General features: G+C 61.2%; 15 protein-coding genes and 1 pseudogene. 7 read left to right on the top strand and 9 right to left on the bottom strand.

Going from position 1 to position 15200, the window contains the following annotated elements:
* The 3 genes and pseudogenes from FJ980_RS25275 to FJ980_RS25285 all read left to right on the top strand — a co-directional run.
* Positions 1 to 212 (top strand): annotated as a pseudogene (locus FJ980_RS25275) (hypothetical protein); the annotation flags it as partial.
* Entirely contained in the window at positions 209 to 1273 is a 1065-nt protein-coding gene (locus FJ980_RS25280) for an ABC transporter ATP-binding protein (protein WP_140546428.1), read from the top strand. The pseudogene FJ980_RS25275 and the gene FJ980_RS25280, both read left to right, overlap by 4 nt.
* A 3-nt stretch (positions 1274 to 1276) precedes the next feature.
* Complete coding sequence (locus FJ980_RS25285) at positions 1277 to 2032, top strand: MBL fold metallo-hydrolase (RefSeq protein WP_140546429.1); 756 nt, start codon at positions 1277 to 1279, stop codon at positions 2030 to 2032.
* Positions 2033 to 2093: 61 nt separating this feature from the next.
* Here FJ980_RS25285 and FJ980_RS25290 read toward each other — a convergent pair whose 3' ends face one another.
* The gene (locus FJ980_RS25290; RefSeq protein ID WP_140546430.1) at positions 2094 to 3023 is read right to left on the bottom strand and encodes a hypothetical protein; all 930 of its coding nucleotides are present in this window, start codon (positions 3021 to 3023) and stop codon (positions 2094 to 2096) included.
* A 161-nt stretch (positions 3024 to 3184) separates the two neighbouring features.
* Between FJ980_RS25290 and FJ980_RS25295 the strand changes: the two genes are divergently transcribed.
* A complete protein-coding gene (locus FJ980_RS25295; RefSeq protein WP_140546431.1) occupies positions 3185 to 4126 on the top strand; it encodes a hypothetical protein in 942 nt (313 codons plus the stop codon).
* On the top strand, positions 4120 to 5301 hold the full coding sequence (gene glf, locus FJ980_RS25300) for a UDP-galactopyranose mutase (protein ID WP_140546432.1): 1182 nt from the start codon (positions 4120 to 4122) through the stop codon (positions 5299 to 5301). The genes FJ980_RS25295 and glf overlap by 7 nt, the downstream gene beginning before the upstream one ends.
* Positions 5302 to 5426: 125 nt before the next feature.
* On the opposite strand, the gene FJ980_RS25305 is transcribed toward glf, so the two are convergent.
* Complete coding sequence (locus tag FJ980_RS25305; RefSeq protein WP_140546441.1) at positions 5427 to 6413, bottom strand: NAD-dependent epimerase/dehydratase family protein; 987 nt, start codon at positions 6411 to 6413, stop codon at positions 5427 to 5429.
* 750 nt (positions 6414 to 7163) lie between these two features.
* Between FJ980_RS25305 and FJ980_RS25315 the strand changes: the two genes are divergently transcribed.
* Together FJ980_RS25315 and FJ980_RS25320 are read left to right on the top strand one after the other, a co-directional pair.
* The gene (locus tag FJ980_RS25315; RefSeq protein WP_140546433.1) at positions 7164 to 7937 is read left to right on the top strand and encodes an NAD kinase; all 774 of its coding nucleotides are present in this window, start codon (positions 7164 to 7166) and stop codon (positions 7935 to 7937) included.
* Between the two features lie 292 nt (positions 7938 to 8229).
* On the top strand, positions 8230 to 9771 hold the full coding sequence (locus FJ980_RS25320; protein WP_181176080.1) for a DEAD/DEAH box helicase: 1542 nt from the start codon (positions 8230 to 8232) through the stop codon (positions 9769 to 9771).
* Between the two features lie 93 nt (positions 9772 to 9864).
* Here the strand turns inward: FJ980_RS25320 and FJ980_RS25325 are convergent, their stop codons facing one another.
* From FJ980_RS25325 to FJ980_RS25355, 7 genes are all read right to left on the bottom strand, one after another.
* On the bottom strand, positions 9865 to 10473 hold the full coding sequence (locus FJ980_RS25325) for a hypothetical protein (protein ID WP_140546435.1): 609 nt from the start codon (positions 10471 to 10473) through the stop codon (positions 9865 to 9867).
* A 251-nt stretch (positions 10474 to 10724) separates the two neighbouring features.
* Positions 10725 to 11375, bottom strand: a complete 651-nt coding sequence (locus tag FJ980_RS25330) for an OmpA family protein (RefSeq protein WP_140546436.1) — start codon at positions 11373 to 11375, stop codon at positions 10725 to 10727.
* Positions 11376 to 11512: 137 nt separating this feature from the next.
* Complete coding sequence (locus FJ980_RS25335; protein WP_140546437.1) at positions 11513 to 11881, bottom strand: GFA family protein; 369 nt, start codon at positions 11879 to 11881, stop codon at positions 11513 to 11515.
* A gap of 319 nt (positions 11882 to 12200) precedes the next feature.
* Positions 12201 to 12578, bottom strand: a complete 378-nt coding sequence (locus FJ980_RS25340; RefSeq protein ID WP_140546438.1) for a hypothetical protein — start codon at positions 12576 to 12578, stop codon at positions 12201 to 12203.
* A gap of 294 nt (positions 12579 to 12872) precedes the next feature.
* Entirely contained in the window at positions 12873 to 13277 is a 405-nt protein-coding gene (locus FJ980_RS25345) for a GFA family protein (RefSeq protein ID WP_140546439.1), read from the bottom strand.
* Between the two features lie 165 nt (positions 13278 to 13442).
* Positions 13443 to 14574 (bottom strand): peptide chain release factor 2 gene (gene prfB, locus FJ980_RS25350; RefSeq protein WP_140546440.1). Its coding sequence is split into 2 segments (ribosomal slippage): positions 13443 to 14507 and positions 14509 to 14574, totalling 1131 coding nucleotides; the frame shifts between segments, so codons are not numbered across the junction.
* A gap of 129 nt (positions 14575 to 14703) precedes the next feature.
* Positions 14704 to 15200: penicillin-binding transpeptidase domain-containing protein (locus FJ980_RS25355; protein ID WP_281406341.1), on the bottom strand; the 497-nt coding region annotated here is incomplete at its 5' end.

Genomic DNA, 15200 nt, shown 5'->3' on the forward strand with positions numbered 1-15200 from the left:
TCGCGAAACGCGTGTTGGCAAGCTGGAGCGGCTCGCCGATCAGGCCGATGCCGGTCAGCGCCCGGTTGATGACGCCGCCGGTGGAGATCTGGAACCTGCTGCGTTCCGGCCTCAATCCCAAGACCAATGCTGTCGGCTCGCTGGTCTTTGCCGTCTCCATCGTCCTGGTGGTGCTTTTCGAGCTGACGCTGCTGCGGAGAAAGACGGCATGAGCGCGCCCTTGGTCGATATCCGCAATGTCTCGCATCGCTTCGGCCAGCTATCGGTGCTGAAGAACGTCTCGCTGGCGATCGAGCCCGGCAGCTACACGATCCTGCTCGGACCGTCCGGTTCCGGCAAGACGACGCTGCTTTCGATCCTTGGCGGCTTCGTCACGCCCAGCGAAGGCAAGGTCTTCATTCGCGGCGCGGATTGCACCGCTGTGCCGCCGGCGAAGCGGCCGACGACAACTGTCTTCCAGGACTACGCGCTGTTTCCGCATATGAGCGTCGGCGGCAATGTCGGCTTCGGGCTGCGCATGCAGGGCGTCGATGGCGCGACCCGGGCGGCCAAGGCGCGCGAGGCGCTGGCGCTCGTCGGGCTGGCGACGTCCTTCGACAAGAAGCCGCATCAGCTCTCCGGCGGCCAGCGGCAGCGCGTGGCGCTTGCCCGTGCGCTCGTCATCGAGCCGGCGGTGCTTTTGCTCGATGAACCGCTCGGCGCGCTGGACCTGAAACTGCGCCGGCAGATGCAGGACGAGCTGAAAGCAATCCAGAAGCGCGTCGGCACCGCCTTCATCCATGTCACGCACGATCAGGAGGAAGCGATGGCGCTGGCCGACCATTGCGTGGTGATGAATGACGGCCGCATCGAGGACGAAGGCACGCCTGAGCGGGTCTATGCGCGGCCGGCGACGCGCTTTTCAGCGACCTTCATGGGCGAGAGCACGATCCTTGCCGGCACCGTGACCGAGGCGAGGAACGGGACCGTCACGGCCTCGACGGCGGTGGGGCCGATTTCACTGCCAGGTGCCACGCCTGCCGGCGCCAAGGTCGCGCTCGCCATCCGGCCCGAGCACATTGTTCTCGGCGAAGCGAAAGGCGACGTAGCGCTCGGCACGGCCAAGATCGGCGACGTCGTCTTCCAGGGCAGTTTCAAACGCGTGTTGGCGACTTCAACGCTCGATCCCGCGCTACAATTCATCGCCAAGGCGCCCGCTTCCGCTACCATTCAGGCAGGCGACACGATCTCAGTTTCATGCAACGCTCAAGACATCATCCTGCTGGCGGACTGATCCATGAGCACGCTTCCGGTCATCGAGGCTCCGGACTGGTACGAAACCATCCGCATGGGCGACGACATCACGCTCATCCATGAGCCGTGGATAAAACCGTTCTTCCGCTGCAACATCTGGCATGTTCGCGGGCGCGACCGCGACCTGTTGTTCGACACCGGCCTCGGCCATTTCAGCCTGAAACGCCATGTGCCGCTGGTCAGCGAGCGCAAGCTTACCTGCATCGCCAGCCACACGCATTTCGACCATATCGGCTGCCATCACGAATTCCCGGAGCGCTGCGTGCATTCGGCCGAAGCGGCAATCCTTGCCGATCCAACCAACGAATGGACGGTGGCGGACCGCTATGCCAATGAGGCGATGTTCGACGGCGCGCCGCAAGGCTGGGATACGGCGGGCTACCGCATCCTGCCCGCGCCGGCGGGCCGGCTGCTCGAGCATGGCGATGTCGTCGACCTCGGCGACCGCGCCTTCGAAGTCATCCACACACCTGGACACTCGCCCGGCGGGATCGCGCTTTATGAGAGAAAGACCGGCATCCTGCTGTCCGGCGACATCGTTTATGACGGGCCGCTGATCGACGACGTCTATCACTCCAACATCGATGACTATGTCGCAACGCTGCTTGCCATGCGCGGCCTCGACGTCTCGGTCGTGCATGGCGGCCATTTCCCGAGCTTCGGCAAGGTGCGCTACGGGCAACTCATCGACGAATATGTCGCCGGCAAGCGCAAGGCTGGGTGCCACTTGCAGAGATGAAGAACACCGAGGGCGACGATACGGTCGCGACCGGGAACAAGCATCTTTCGACGCTGCCGTCTCACCGTTTTGGATTCGCCCCATCCTTCAGGAGCGTGATCGTATATTTTGGCGGCGTTCCATTGCGGTTCTTCTTCCAGGGCCTCAACCGGTCCTTCAACCGCACCACCGTCTTTTTGTAGACAGGCGCTGGCAGTCCGGCGAGGTCGTAATAATCCTCGAGGATTGTCGTGCCCAAAAGCGCCTTCTCTTGCGGGTAGAAGGAAAAGTGCGCCGCGATCAGATCGCCGAAAACCTTGCCCGGCCGTCCGAGCTTGACGGGAAGGACTGCGGAAAACCACTCTTCTTCATCTCCCAGCGGGTGAAAAAGGTCGCCCAGTTCGACAATCTCCGACCCGAAAAAGCCGATCGCATTGATGGAAAACCGCGACGCCTTGATTTCGCGGTCGGGCACGCGGAAATCGCCGAGCCGGCCGGTGCGCACCGCTTCGATCAGGACCGGATGCATCGCGAGCGGGAACGTTGGATGAGACCATGAGAACGGGCACATCGCCTGGCAGGTCAGCGGCCCTTCGATCTGAACCGCGGAGAGGTATTTGATGAAAGTGTTGCAGATGGCGTTGTTGATGATGAGCGGCGCGTACCAAAGCGCCGAGCCCCGCTCGGTCAGCACCCGTTCCATGTACTTTTCGAAAAAACCGTCCTCGAGAAACACGATGTCATCGTCCAGCCTCAGATAGAAAGCATCCGGATCGTCGCAGAAACGAAAAAAAAGTCCGATGGCGTCGTTTTTTCCATTGGCCCCGGGCAACGTCATGATTTTAATTCGCGAATCGGCGCTCGCCAATTGCCTGAGATAGGCCCGATCCTGCTCGTTGCGGCAGTTGTCCCACAGATGCCATTCGTGCACATGAGAACTCTTCAGGACATAGTGGCTAAGCACGCCAAGATATTTCTCACGTCCGGCCGGAGTAACGACGATCAGCTTCATGGATAGCCATCCTGACACGGGACGTATTGCGCAAATGCCGAACTAGCCGTCAGTCGATAACCGGCCGCCGATCTCGCGGCAAGCGTGCCAAGCGTTCAAACCTTCTGAAGCGAGCAACTTTGGTGTAAGTGCCGCGAGACAGCAAAGCAGCCCACCGAAGCATGAATTCCACCAGCAGATCTCCGCAGCCGACCAGCCACCGCAATCTCGTGATCGTCAGAGCCGGCGACCGTTCCCTGCATCGTGGTTGGGGCGCGGACGAACCAGGATGCGACTTCGACCTGATCGTTAGCTACTACGGATCCGATCCATCGGCCTTCAGCCTGCCTTACGAAAGACGAGTGGATCGGAAAGGCGGCAAGTTTGACGGCCTTTTCGCGCTGTTCAGTGAGCAGCCGGACTTGCTCCAGCGCTATCGGTATTTCTGGCTTCCGGACGATGATCTCGAAGCAGATCGAAGAACGATCGAAGCTATGTTTGCGAACATGCGCCGGCTCGACCTCGATGTCGGCCAACCCTCTCTGACGCTCGACAGCTACTTTTCGCATCTGCCGTTCATGCGTTGCGACAGCTTCGAGTTCCGCTTCGTGGATAAGGTCGAGATTATGGCTCCCTGCATCAGAGCCGACGTGCTGGTCAAGATGCTGCCGCTCTTCGAACATTCAATGAGCGGCTTCGGCCTTGATTCGATTTGGACGCGCCTGGCGCCGGACAACCGTCGCAAGTCCGCCGTGTTCGATCACTTGTCGATTCGTCACACGCGCCCTGTCGGAAGCGCGCTTGCCCAAGCGATGTTGGAAAAAGGCCTTACACCCAAGGCGGAATACGCCCAGTTGAAGGCCAGATTTTTCCTGGATGAATTCTATCCGATCTCCTATGAGGCCGTGGACAGAAAAGGGCGCGTTTGGCGATCGAAGACTGCCATAGGCCTGCGCATGATGCTGCATTACGCCCGACGGCTAAATGCATTCAGACAGGTGTATCGATTGAAGAAAACGCTGTGGCGGCATGTTCGCCGACAGCATTTCAAGGCGGCCGAACTCTCGACCATCGCGATCGAGCCGCCTCCGGATCGGACTGCCGAAGGGGCCATGACATGTTGAACGGCGCCGATCTTCTTGTCGTAGGGGCGGGATTCTACGGCGCAACGCTTGCCGAGCGTGTTGCAAGCAGGCTTGGCCGCCGTGTGCTGGTGATCGATCGACGCGCGCACATAGGCGGCAACGCCTACACCGAGCCCGACGCTGCCACCGGCGTCGAGATCCATCGCTATGGGCCTCACCTCTTCCATACATCCAATAAAGAAGTCTGGGACTATCTGCGCACCTTCGCGCAATTCAACTCCTATCGGCACCGTGCGTTTTCGTCATATCGCGATCAGATCTATTCCTTGCCGATCAACCTGGCGACGATCTGCCAGTTCTTCGGCAAACGGCTCAGCCCCGATCAGGCGCGAGCGCTGATTGCCGAGCAATCGTCCGAACTCGGCGACCGGCAGCCGGCCAATCTCGAGGAGAAAGCTATCTCGCTTATCGGGCGCCCGCTCTACGAGGCGCTCATCAGAGGCTACACTGCCAAGCAGTGGCAGACCGATCCGCGCGAGCTTCCGCCGCAGATCATCTCGCGTTTGCCGGTGCGCTACACGTTCGAGGATGGCTATTTCAACGATCGATACCAGGGACAGCCGCTCGAAGGCTATACAGCAATCTTCCAGAAGATGCTTGCGCACCCGCTGATCGAGACCAGACTCGGCGTCGATTTCTTCCAGATCAAGGGATCGCTACCCAAAAATATTCCCATCGCCTACACGGGCGCCATCGACCGATATTTCGACTATGCCGAAGGAGACCTCGGATGGCGGACAATCGACATCGAGTTCGAACATATGGACACGCCGGACTATCAAGGCACAGGGATCATGCATTACGCCGACGAAGCCGTGCCCTACACGCGCATCGTCGAGTTCAGGCATTTCAACCCGGAGCGTGAATTTGACGGCGACAGGACGCTGATCGGTCGCGAATTCTCGCGTTTTGCTCGTCGCAGCGACGAACCTTACTATCCTATCGACACCCGCGCCGACCAACGTATCTACGAGCGCTACCTCGCGCGCGCTCGTCGCGAACAGAACACTCATTTCGGCGGCCGGCTCGGAACCTACCGCTATCTCGACATGCACCAGGCAATCGGCGCGGCGCTCAAGGCGTTCGAGACCGTTTTGGTGCCGTATCTCGAAGGTCGATCGGAGACGGTGTCGATGAGAGGCCGGCCTTCCTGAGCGAAGTCGGCCAAACTCTTAAGAACTAGAGCATGATCCCGAAAGTGGGAACCGGTCTTCGGAAAAGATCATGCTCCAACAAAGAGTTAGATCAGGATGGCGATTCAGCGAAACGTCATGCTGATCTAGGCTGGGACCGCGGCAGGGGCGGCAATCTGGCTCCGGAACCACTCAAAGGTCCGTCGAATACCGTCCTGATAGCCTGTACCGGCTTCCCACCCAGGAAGAATACGCTTGGCCAGTCTCAAGTCAGGGCAACGATTTGTCGGATCTTGAGGAACCGGTTCATGATGGACGATCGAGCTGCCGGGAACCAGGGAGCAGACGAATTTCGCGATATCCAGGACCGAAACCTCGCAATTGTTGCCGATATTGAGCGGGCCACGATGTGAAATGTTGTCGCGCCAGAAGAAACGCTCCAATCCGTCGACGATGTCATCGACATAACCCCAGCTGCGCGATTGCAGACCATCACCATAGACGGTCAGCACTCCAGTCGTCAGCGCCTGGCTTATGAAGTTCGAAATCGCACGCCCGTCATCTATACGTGTGCGAGGTCCGTATACATTGAAGAGTCGCACCACTCTCACGTCGAGACCCTGCGTACGTTGGGTCTCGAACAACAGCGCTTCCGTGCAACGCTTGCTTTCGTCATAGGAAGACCTGGGGCCCGTACAGTCCACTGAACCTCGGTAACTCTCCGGCTGTGGGGAGACCTGCGGATCCCCATATACCTCCGAGGTGGATGAAAAGCAGAAGCGGCCGCCGGGCTTGAGCAAACCCAGAAGGTTGAAAGCACCGCCGACATTGGCACGAATGGTGCGAGCCGGATCGCTCATATACCAGCACGGCGAAGCGGGCGATGCGAGGTGAATGATCTCGTCGAACCGTTGCGAGGTGGTGAAGGCCTCCGCGTCCTCGATCTCAAGGCTCAATCGCGGATCGTTAAGGTGCGCAAGGTTCTGGCGCGAGCCGGTCCATAAGTTGTCAACCACAACAAGGCAGTCGAGATCCGCGCGCTGCAAGAGACGATCGGCCAGATGCGAGCCTATGAAACCACTGCCTCCCGCGACCAACACCGAGCGACGATCCTTACGACTTATTCCATGCATCATCACGCCGACTTTGTTTTCGGAGCGCGCTCGCCCCAAGGTTGAATCGAAAAGACCCATAGAGCCTGGCGAATTGCTAGGCAATCCAGCGAGCGCGTTTTCGCCACCCGGCAGATCTGGCAAATGCATGCGGAGCCAAGCCAGATGGAACTTCCCACGCGATTTCACGAAAGATGGAGTTAGCCGCAGTCATCGCGACCGCGTGCCGTTCATGCCGCATATCTGGTGAATATCATCCCCGCGCGGACTAGAGCGTTTCATGAGAACGGCAAAACCGCTCATTGCTCGGCGCTGATGCAATTACGAACGGAAACCGCTGCGCGCATTTCCCGGAATTGCGTTAAAGCGCCCTTTGCGGGCAAAGTGTTCCCGTGGCGTCGCCGCAGCGGGAAGCTGTCGGCTGCGGCCGCTGGCTCATCTCTTCGGAATGACGCACCAGCTCGGCGAACATCAGCGCGAAACTTCCCATCATCAGGAAGACTATGATCAGACGCGTTACCGGCAATAGACAGGTCTCTCGACTGGCCAGCCCCCGCCAACCCATCCACTGTCGGCTAACATGATCGATCCGGCTTTACGAGTGTTTAAGCTTCGCCTTAACCATGGCAGCCATCACATTCATGTCGCCGCTGTCACGAAGCGCGATTGTCGGGTGTGACCGCCAGCTGGCGCTGCGCCCTTCACAGATGTGGGCGGCGCATGCTACGCCGTCGCCGGCGCGGCCCCGCAGACGGTCGCCCTCCGGGAGCCATGAGCAAAGCCGACAGCCGTTTCGCCTTCGTTTCTTCCGACACCGACGACGCCCGCGCGGCGCTGGAAAGCCTGTCCGCGCGCTATGGGCAGGTGCCAGTCGCGGATGCCGAGATCATCATCGCGCTCGGCGGCGACGGCTTTCTTCTGCAGACGCTGCGCGAGACGATGAGCACGGGCAAGAAGGTCTACGGCATGAACCGTGGCACCATCGGCTTCCTGATGAATGAATATCGCGCCGGTGGCCTCGAGGAACGCATCGCCAACGCGGTCTCCGAGACGATCCGGCCGCTGGAAATGGTCGCTGTGACGCATGACGGCGAAACGATTTCGGCGCCGGCCATCAACGAGGTGGCGCTGTGGCGCCAGTCCTATCAGACGGCGAAGATCCGCATCACCGTCGACGGCCAGGTGCGGCTGGAGGAGTTGAACTGCGACGGCGTGATGATCGCGACGCCCGCCGGTTCCACCGCCTACAATCTGTCGGCGCATGGGCCGATCCTGCCGCTCGATGCGCCGCTTCTGGCGCTGACGCCGGTCAGTCCTTTCCGGCCGCGCCGCTGGCGCGGGGCGCTGCTGTCCAACAAGGCGACCGTGCGCTTCGACATCCTGGAAGCCGAAAAGCGCCCGGTGAATGCCGCGGCCGATCATACCGAGGTCAAGGCGGTGGCCTCCGTCACCGTGCGGGAATCGCCGACGGCGACGGCAACTTTGCTGTTCGATCCGAACCATTCCTGGAACGAGCGTATCCTTGCCGAGCAGTTCCGCTACTGAGCCGGCGCAAGGATATTGTTTCGATCAATGCATGTCGCCCAAAAGCGCGCAGCGGTTTTGGGCATACGGCGTGATCAAGCAAAGATATAAAGCGCAGAGCCTCAAACCGTTTCAGCGCGACGCGCTTTAAGCATCGCGATTAAGGTTACGTCTTCACAATCGCTGTATTTCGGTCCGTTTCTGTTGACAAATCGAGGGCTTGCGCCTAACTGCAACACCGATCTTGCAGGCGCGCGGCGCCTGCCGCGGCTACTGTGTCGCGATTTCCCCAACCAACAAAGACAACAAACACTTGTCCTCAGACACCACGATCGCTCAAGAAGCGTTGACATTCTCAGACCTCGGCTTGTCGCCGAAGGTTCTCTCCGCGGTCACCGATGCCGGCTACACCAAGCCGACGCCGATCCAGGCCGGCGCCATCCCGCATGCGCTGCTCGGCAAGGACGTGCTGGGTATCGCCCAGACCGGCACCGGCAAGACTGCTTCCTTCGTGCTGCCGATGCTGACGCGCCTGGAAAAGGGCCGGGCGCGAGCCCGCATGCCGCGCACGCTGATCCTCGAACCGACCCGTGAGCTCGCCGCGCAGGTCGAAGAAAACTTCATCAAATACGGCAAGAACCACAAGCTCAATATCGCGCTGTTGATCGGAGGCGTCTCCTTCGACGAACAGGACAAGAAGCTCGAGCGCGGCGCCGACGTGCTGATCGCGACGCCCGGCCGCCTGCTCGACCACCGCGAGCGCGGCAAGCTTCTGCTCAACGGCGTCGAGATCCTCGTCATCGACGAGGCCGACCGCATGCTCGACATGGGCTTCATTCCCGATATCGAGCGCATCTGCGAGATGATCCCGTTCACGCGCCAGACGCTGTTCTTCTCGGCGACGATGCCGCCGGAGATCACCAAGCTCACCGAGAAGTTCCTGCACGCGCCGGTGCGCGTCGAGGTTTCGAAGGCCGCCTCCACGGCGACCAGCATCACGCAGCGGCTGGTCAAGTCCGGCACAAAACCCTGGGAAAAGCGCGAGACGCTGCGCAACCTGATCAAGGCCGAAGACGCCGATCTGAAGAACGCCATCATCTTCTGCAACCGCAAGGTCGAGGTGTCGGAGCTGTTCCGCTCGCTGTTGAAGCATGATTTCGATGCCGGCGCGCTGCATGGCGACATGGATCAGCGCGCCCGCATGCAGATGCTCGCCAATTTCCGCGACGGCAAGCTGCGCTACCTCGTTGCCTCGGACGTCGCCGCGCGCGGTCTCGACATTCCCGATGTCAGCCATGTCTTCAATTATGATGTGCCCATCCACGCCGAGGATTACGTCCACCGTATCGGCCGCACCGGCCGCGCCGGACGCGCCGGCAAGTCCTTCACCATCGCCACCCGCTCCGACACCAAATATGTCGACGCCATCGAGAGGCTGATCGGCACCAAGATCGAGTGGCATGACGGCGACCTGTCGACGGTGACCGAGAGCGAGGGCGAGGAGCAGCCGCGCCGCGGCCGCGGCGCCCCGCGTCGCGCCGGCCGCAAGGACGAGGACCGCAAGGAGCGGGGCGAGCGCAAGAAGGACCGTCACCCGAAGCGCGACGAGACGCCCGATGCCGCGCGTGAGGAACAGCCTGTCGCCGAAGTGGCCGACATCGCCGAACGCCGCGCCCGCAAGGATGCGATCCGTTCCGAGAACGAGCGCAAGGGCCCTGGCAACCGTCACGAGCAGCGCGGCGACGCCCGTCCGCAGCGCGACCGCCCCGGCCGCCATCGTCAGGAAGAAGACGACGCAACCGTCGGCTTCGGCGACGACGTGCCGGCCTTCATGCGGATCGTCGCAAAGGTCTGAAGTCGATACCGGCATAGCCTGAATTGAAAACGGCCCCACACGGGGCCGTTTCGTTTTTGGCTTCGCCTGAAGCAATTCAGCCAAAGGCGATGCCTACATCGGACCCGGCATCATCTTGGTCGGCTTCTCGAGCATCGGGAACTCGGCCGTGCTGCATTTCACGTTCGGGTTCGTTGGACTGAACATGCCGTTCGGATTGTCCTTGAACAGCCATGCATGCAGGTCGTAGTGGACGAACTCCCTCGGAATGAGCGGATAGTGGCCTTCCATCGGCCCCATGAATTTCTGCCCGAACAGCGTCGGTACCTCCTTGGTGTCCGGCGTCAGCGGCACCAGCCATTCCACCCCGACCAGCTTCAGGCCTTTCTTGGTCGGCTCGTAGATCAGGACGTTGGGCTTCATCGGGTCGAGCGGCTTGCCGACGCTCGGGACGTTGACGAAATGGATGCCCATCGCGCCCTTCTGATAGTACATGGCGCCGTCTATCTTCTCGCCGCCATAGTGGATGCAGCCGACGGTCGACAAATAGAGGTCGCGAACAGCGGCGGTGTAATCTTCATACTTGGCCAGCGATTTCTTCAAGGCCTCGATGTCGGCCTTGTTGGCGTCCTCGGCCCGGGCCGAAGCGAGCCCGAACGATGTACCGATAAGACATGCGAAAGCAAGGACGCCGCAGCGCCCCAAGCGAGCTGTTCTTTTCATGCATTCCTCCCAGATTCTCTTGATCTGGCCGTGCAAGACCGGGGCGGTAGATGTTGATTGCGCGGCCTGTTGACCGCCCCATCCCCTCTGGAACAGCAGAATGTTAGTCCTTTCCCCGGTTCTGGAAAAGCATCAATTAGAAGAAACTAATGTCCTAAGACCTTCGACCTCATCTTTGGGCCATTTCAGACAAAAACGGCCCCTTTCGGAGCCGTTTGTCTTGATGGAATTGCGCCTCCACGCGCCTTTTCTCAGGTGAGCGGCGACAGCTGGATTTCGACGCGGCGGTTCTGCTCGCGGCCGGCGGCGGTCGCATTGGATGCGATCGGGCGGGTCTTGCCGAAGCCGGTAACGGCGAAGCGGCGCTGGTCGACGCCCTGGCCGGACAGGTAATTTGCGACGGCAAGCGCGCGACGCTGCGACAGGTCGAAATTGTGCTCGTCGCCGCCGGTCGAATCGGTGTGGCCGAACACGTCCACTGTGGTCTGGCGGAACTTCTTCAGCACCAGCGCGACCGAATTCAGCACCGGATAGAAGCCCGGCTTCACCGCGTCCTGGTCGACATTGAAGGTGATGTCGGACGGCATGTTGAGGATGATCTGGTCGCCGCTGCGGGTGACGCTGACGCCGGTGCCCTGCAATTGACGGCGAAGCTCGGCCTCGTTCTGGTCCATCGTCGCGCCGATCGCGCCGCCGGCGAGCGCGCCGATGCCGGCGCCGATCAACGCGTTGCGGCGGTCATTGCCACCGGCCAGCAGGCCAAGGCTGGCGCCTGCCAGGGCGCCGAGGCCGGCACCGGCCGCCGTGTTGGAGATCTTCTGGTCACCCGTATACGGATCGGTGGTGGTGCAGGCGCTCACCAATAGAGCCGCCGCCACGGCGACGAGCACAGTCTTCTTCATGAGATTGGTCCCTCTCCAATTCGCGGTCTTTGCGACCGCGCCAAATCAGCCCTTCCGCAGCCTTGTAACATGAAATGCGGCGAAAAACGGAACGGGAATGCCGCCGGTAAAGTCCGGCGGTGGCTCCCCTGTCGGCTCTACCACAAATTCTTGCCGTCGATGACCACCACCTCGACCTTGTCCAGATCGAAATCATCGAACAGGCGCGAATTGACGCTGATCTTCGGGTTGTCGAAATCCGGCTTTCCGGTCGACCAATCAGGCGTCTCGGTGAAGGTGCCGCAGCCGCAAATGGCGCAGAAACCATGCTTCACCGTCTTTGAGCCCCAGCGATAGAAGGAGACATTCTCCGGCGGGCTCGTCAGCCTGAATTGCGACGGCACATAATAGGCCCATAACGAACCCCGCTTCGAGCAGAACGAGCATGTGCATTGCGTCACCGTCCGCGGCGCCTCGGCAACCTCGAAGGTTGTCGCCTTGCAGTGACAGCTTCCCCTGATGGTCATGGACTCAACCCCTCCGTTGTCCGCCGCGCCCTCAGTTTCACGCAATTCCGAGCGGAAAACCGCTACGCACTTCTCCTGGAATTGCGCGTCCTGGGTGCACGCAATTCCGGGCGGAAAACCGCTACGCACTTTTCCTGGAATTGCGCATCCTGGGTGCACGCAATTCCGGACGGAAAACCGCTACGCACTTTTCCTGGAATTGCTCGGTGCAAGGCAACATAAAGAAACCGTCCTGACAACCGTCTGTCAGCAAGGTCGCAGCCTTCTCCTGCCGTGGATCGAGCCCCAGCGCCTCGCCTTCCGCGGCAGGTTCAGAGCCTTAGTAAGAGGGAGGCGGCACGAACAGGCAGATGGTCTTGCCGGCGTCGAGCCCGGCCTGGTGCGCACACCAGTGGTACTCGCCGTCGGGCGAATTCTTGACGCGCTTGTCGGCATAAGCCACCACCTCGCCCGTACCCTTTATGACGTAGCCCTCGGGCCGCTCGCTGATCGACGACTGCGGCACCTCCTTGCAATCGTAGTTGGCACAACAGGCAAAGGGATATTTCCAGCCTTGCGGCATGGCCGCGGTGGGCTGGGCATCGTGCGCAGCAGCCGGTGGCGCCAGCGCTGCGATCGCTCCAACGGCGAACAGGGAGAACAAAAGTCGGCACGCCGGTCGAACGGCTTGGGCCGATCTTGATATGGCAGCAGACATCGAAGCGTTCCTTTCGAGCATCAAGCGTTTTCGCTTGCCCGTTCCCGGAACGTGTCTTCCCAGTGGCCGGATCGTCGGTCGCAGATATGCCGCATCCGGCCATAAATGCTTTTTACCCAGCCCGAAGGCTGGGCTGATTCCCTGGCTGGCGCAAGCATCCGCTTGCCAACGGCAATGCCGCGCTTCACGCCAACCTCTGCCATCCAGAATCGTGCGTCGGCTTGGTTAATGAGCGGTTAGCCGCGCGGATCTGGTGCCCGACAACGAGATTCGGCTCAAGCTGGTTCCAGACGTTCAGTCGGGAACGTGCTCATCATACTGCGGCAGGGAGTCGGCGATTGTGAACCACTTCGCCTTGGACCCGACAAAAATGTGTGCGCTCGGCCGTATCGTCGGCTCGTCGACCAGCGTGCCCATGGCGACATGCACGTAGGCGCCGTCGCGGACCAACGAATAGAGGAGCGAGCCGCATCGCCCGCAATGCGCGTCGTGGCCGCTCTCGTCGCCGAAGATCAGAAGCCCGCCCTCGCCCGCGATGAGACGGAACTTGGCGCGCTCGATGCCGGCGAACGGCTTGAACGCGGAGCCTGTCGTGCGCCGGCAGTTCGAGCAATGGCAGTTCGCCGCGTAAGCGAATTCGTCCGCAACCTCATAGTGGACGGTGCCGCAGAAGCATTTTCCCACAAGTACCCGAGACACCGGTTTCCTCCTTCGTCCCCAGGCGGGATATGTTCAGATTCAGGTCAGGCTGAGCCGAGAATGATGGTTTCCGAGAACCGGAGCGGAGCGTACTTCAGTACGTGAGCACCGGAAGCGCAGGAAATCATCATTCGCAGGCCAGCCTCACCTGAATGTGGGCATATCCTAGTCGAGGTCCGCCACCGCTTCGCCGGCGCCGCCCTCGATGCGATGCGAGAGCGAGGCTTCCATGAATTCGTCGAGGTCGCCGTCGAGCACGCTCGAAGGCGAGGTGCTTTCGACGCCGGTGCGCAGATCCTTCACAAGCTGATAGGGCTGCAGCACGTAGGAGCGGATCTGGTGCCCCCAGCCGATGTCGCTCTTCGACGCTTCCGTCGCATTGGCGACCGCCTCGCGCTTCTTCAGCTCTTCCTCGTAAAGCCGCGAGCGCAGCATTTCCCAAGCCTTGGCGCGGTTCTTGTGCTGCGAGCGCTCGGCCTGGCAGGCGACCGCTATGCCGGTCGCCAGATGGGTGATGCGCACCGCAGAGTCGGTGGTGTTGACGTGCTGGCCGCCCGAACCCGAGGAACGATAGGTGTCGATGCGCACGTCGGATTCGGAAACATTGATGTCGATCGAGTCGTCGATAACCGGATAGACCCAGACGCTGGCGAAGGAGGTGTGGCGCCGCGCGTTGCTGTCGTAAGGCGAAATGCGCACCAGGCGATGGACGCCGGACTCCGTCTTAAGCCAGCCATAGGCGTTGTGGCCTTTGATCGTCACGGTGGCGGACTTGATGCCCGCTTCTTCGCCGTCATGGACTTCCAGCACCTCGACCTTAAAGCGGCGACGCTCGGCCCAGCGCGTGTACATGCGCAGGAGCATCGAGGCCCAGTCCTGGCTCTCGGTGCCGCCGGCGCCGGCATGGATTTCGAGATAGGTGTCGTTGGCGTCGGCCTCGCCCGACAGCAGCGTTTCGACCTGGCGCGCCTTCGCCTCGCCCTGCATCGAACGCAGCGCCGCCTCCGCTTCCGCGATGATGCCGTCGTCGCCCTCTTCCTCGCCGAGCTCGATCAGGCCGATATTGTCTTCCAGCGCCTGCGTCATCCCCTTGACGGCAGCGATGCCGTCCTCGAGCTCCTGGCGCTCCCGCATCAGCTTCTGCGCTTCGATCGGATCATTCCAGAGACTGGAATCCTCGGCGCGCGAATTCAGGTATTCAAGCCGCTTTACAGCCTGATCCCAGTCAAAGATGCCTCCTCAGCAGGGTTATCGCCTGCCTGATCTCGTCGACGATTTTGAGCGTTTCCGCGCGCATGGCTCTTGGTTCGGTCCTGTTCTTTTCGGTCTTTTTCGGAATAGGCGCGATACATAGGCACGGCATCGCTGCCTGTAAAGCGAAATGGGCCGGCACCACCCTGCCGGCCCATCGCGAAATCGAGCAAGGTCAGTAGAGGCCGCCGCCGCCGTCCTGGATGGCCTGGTTGGCCTGCGGCGACAGCGCTCCGCCCGAGCCGTTCGAGCCATCCGCGCCCATGCCGATCACCCAGTAGCTGTCGGCCGGACCGGTGCCAGGCTTGAAAGCCTCGATGATGGTGTTCGGATCGCCTTCGGCGGCGCGCATGCCGGTCTTGCGGTTGATTGCAATCAGCTTCATGCCGTCGGGAACCTGGAAGTCGGTGTTCGGCTTGCCGTCGAGCGCAACCCGCATGAAATCCTTGAAGATCGGGGCCGCCAAGCCGCCGCCGGTGGCGCCGTGGCCAAGGCCGCGCGGCGTGTCATAGCCCATATAGAGGCCGACAACGAGGTTCGGGGTGAAGCCGATGAACCAGGCGTCCTTCTCGTCATTGGTCGTGCCGGTCTTGCCGGCGATGTGGCGGCCGAGCTCGCCGATGGTGGCGCCGGTGCCGCGCTGCACGACGCCCTCCATCATCGAGGTGATCT

Origin of the sequence: Mesorhizobium sp. B1-1-5 (assembly GCF_006443065.1) — a bacterium.
In the GTDB taxonomy this organism is placed as follows: Bacteria; Pseudomonadota; Alphaproteobacteria; order Rhizobiales; family Rhizobiaceae; genus Mesorhizobium.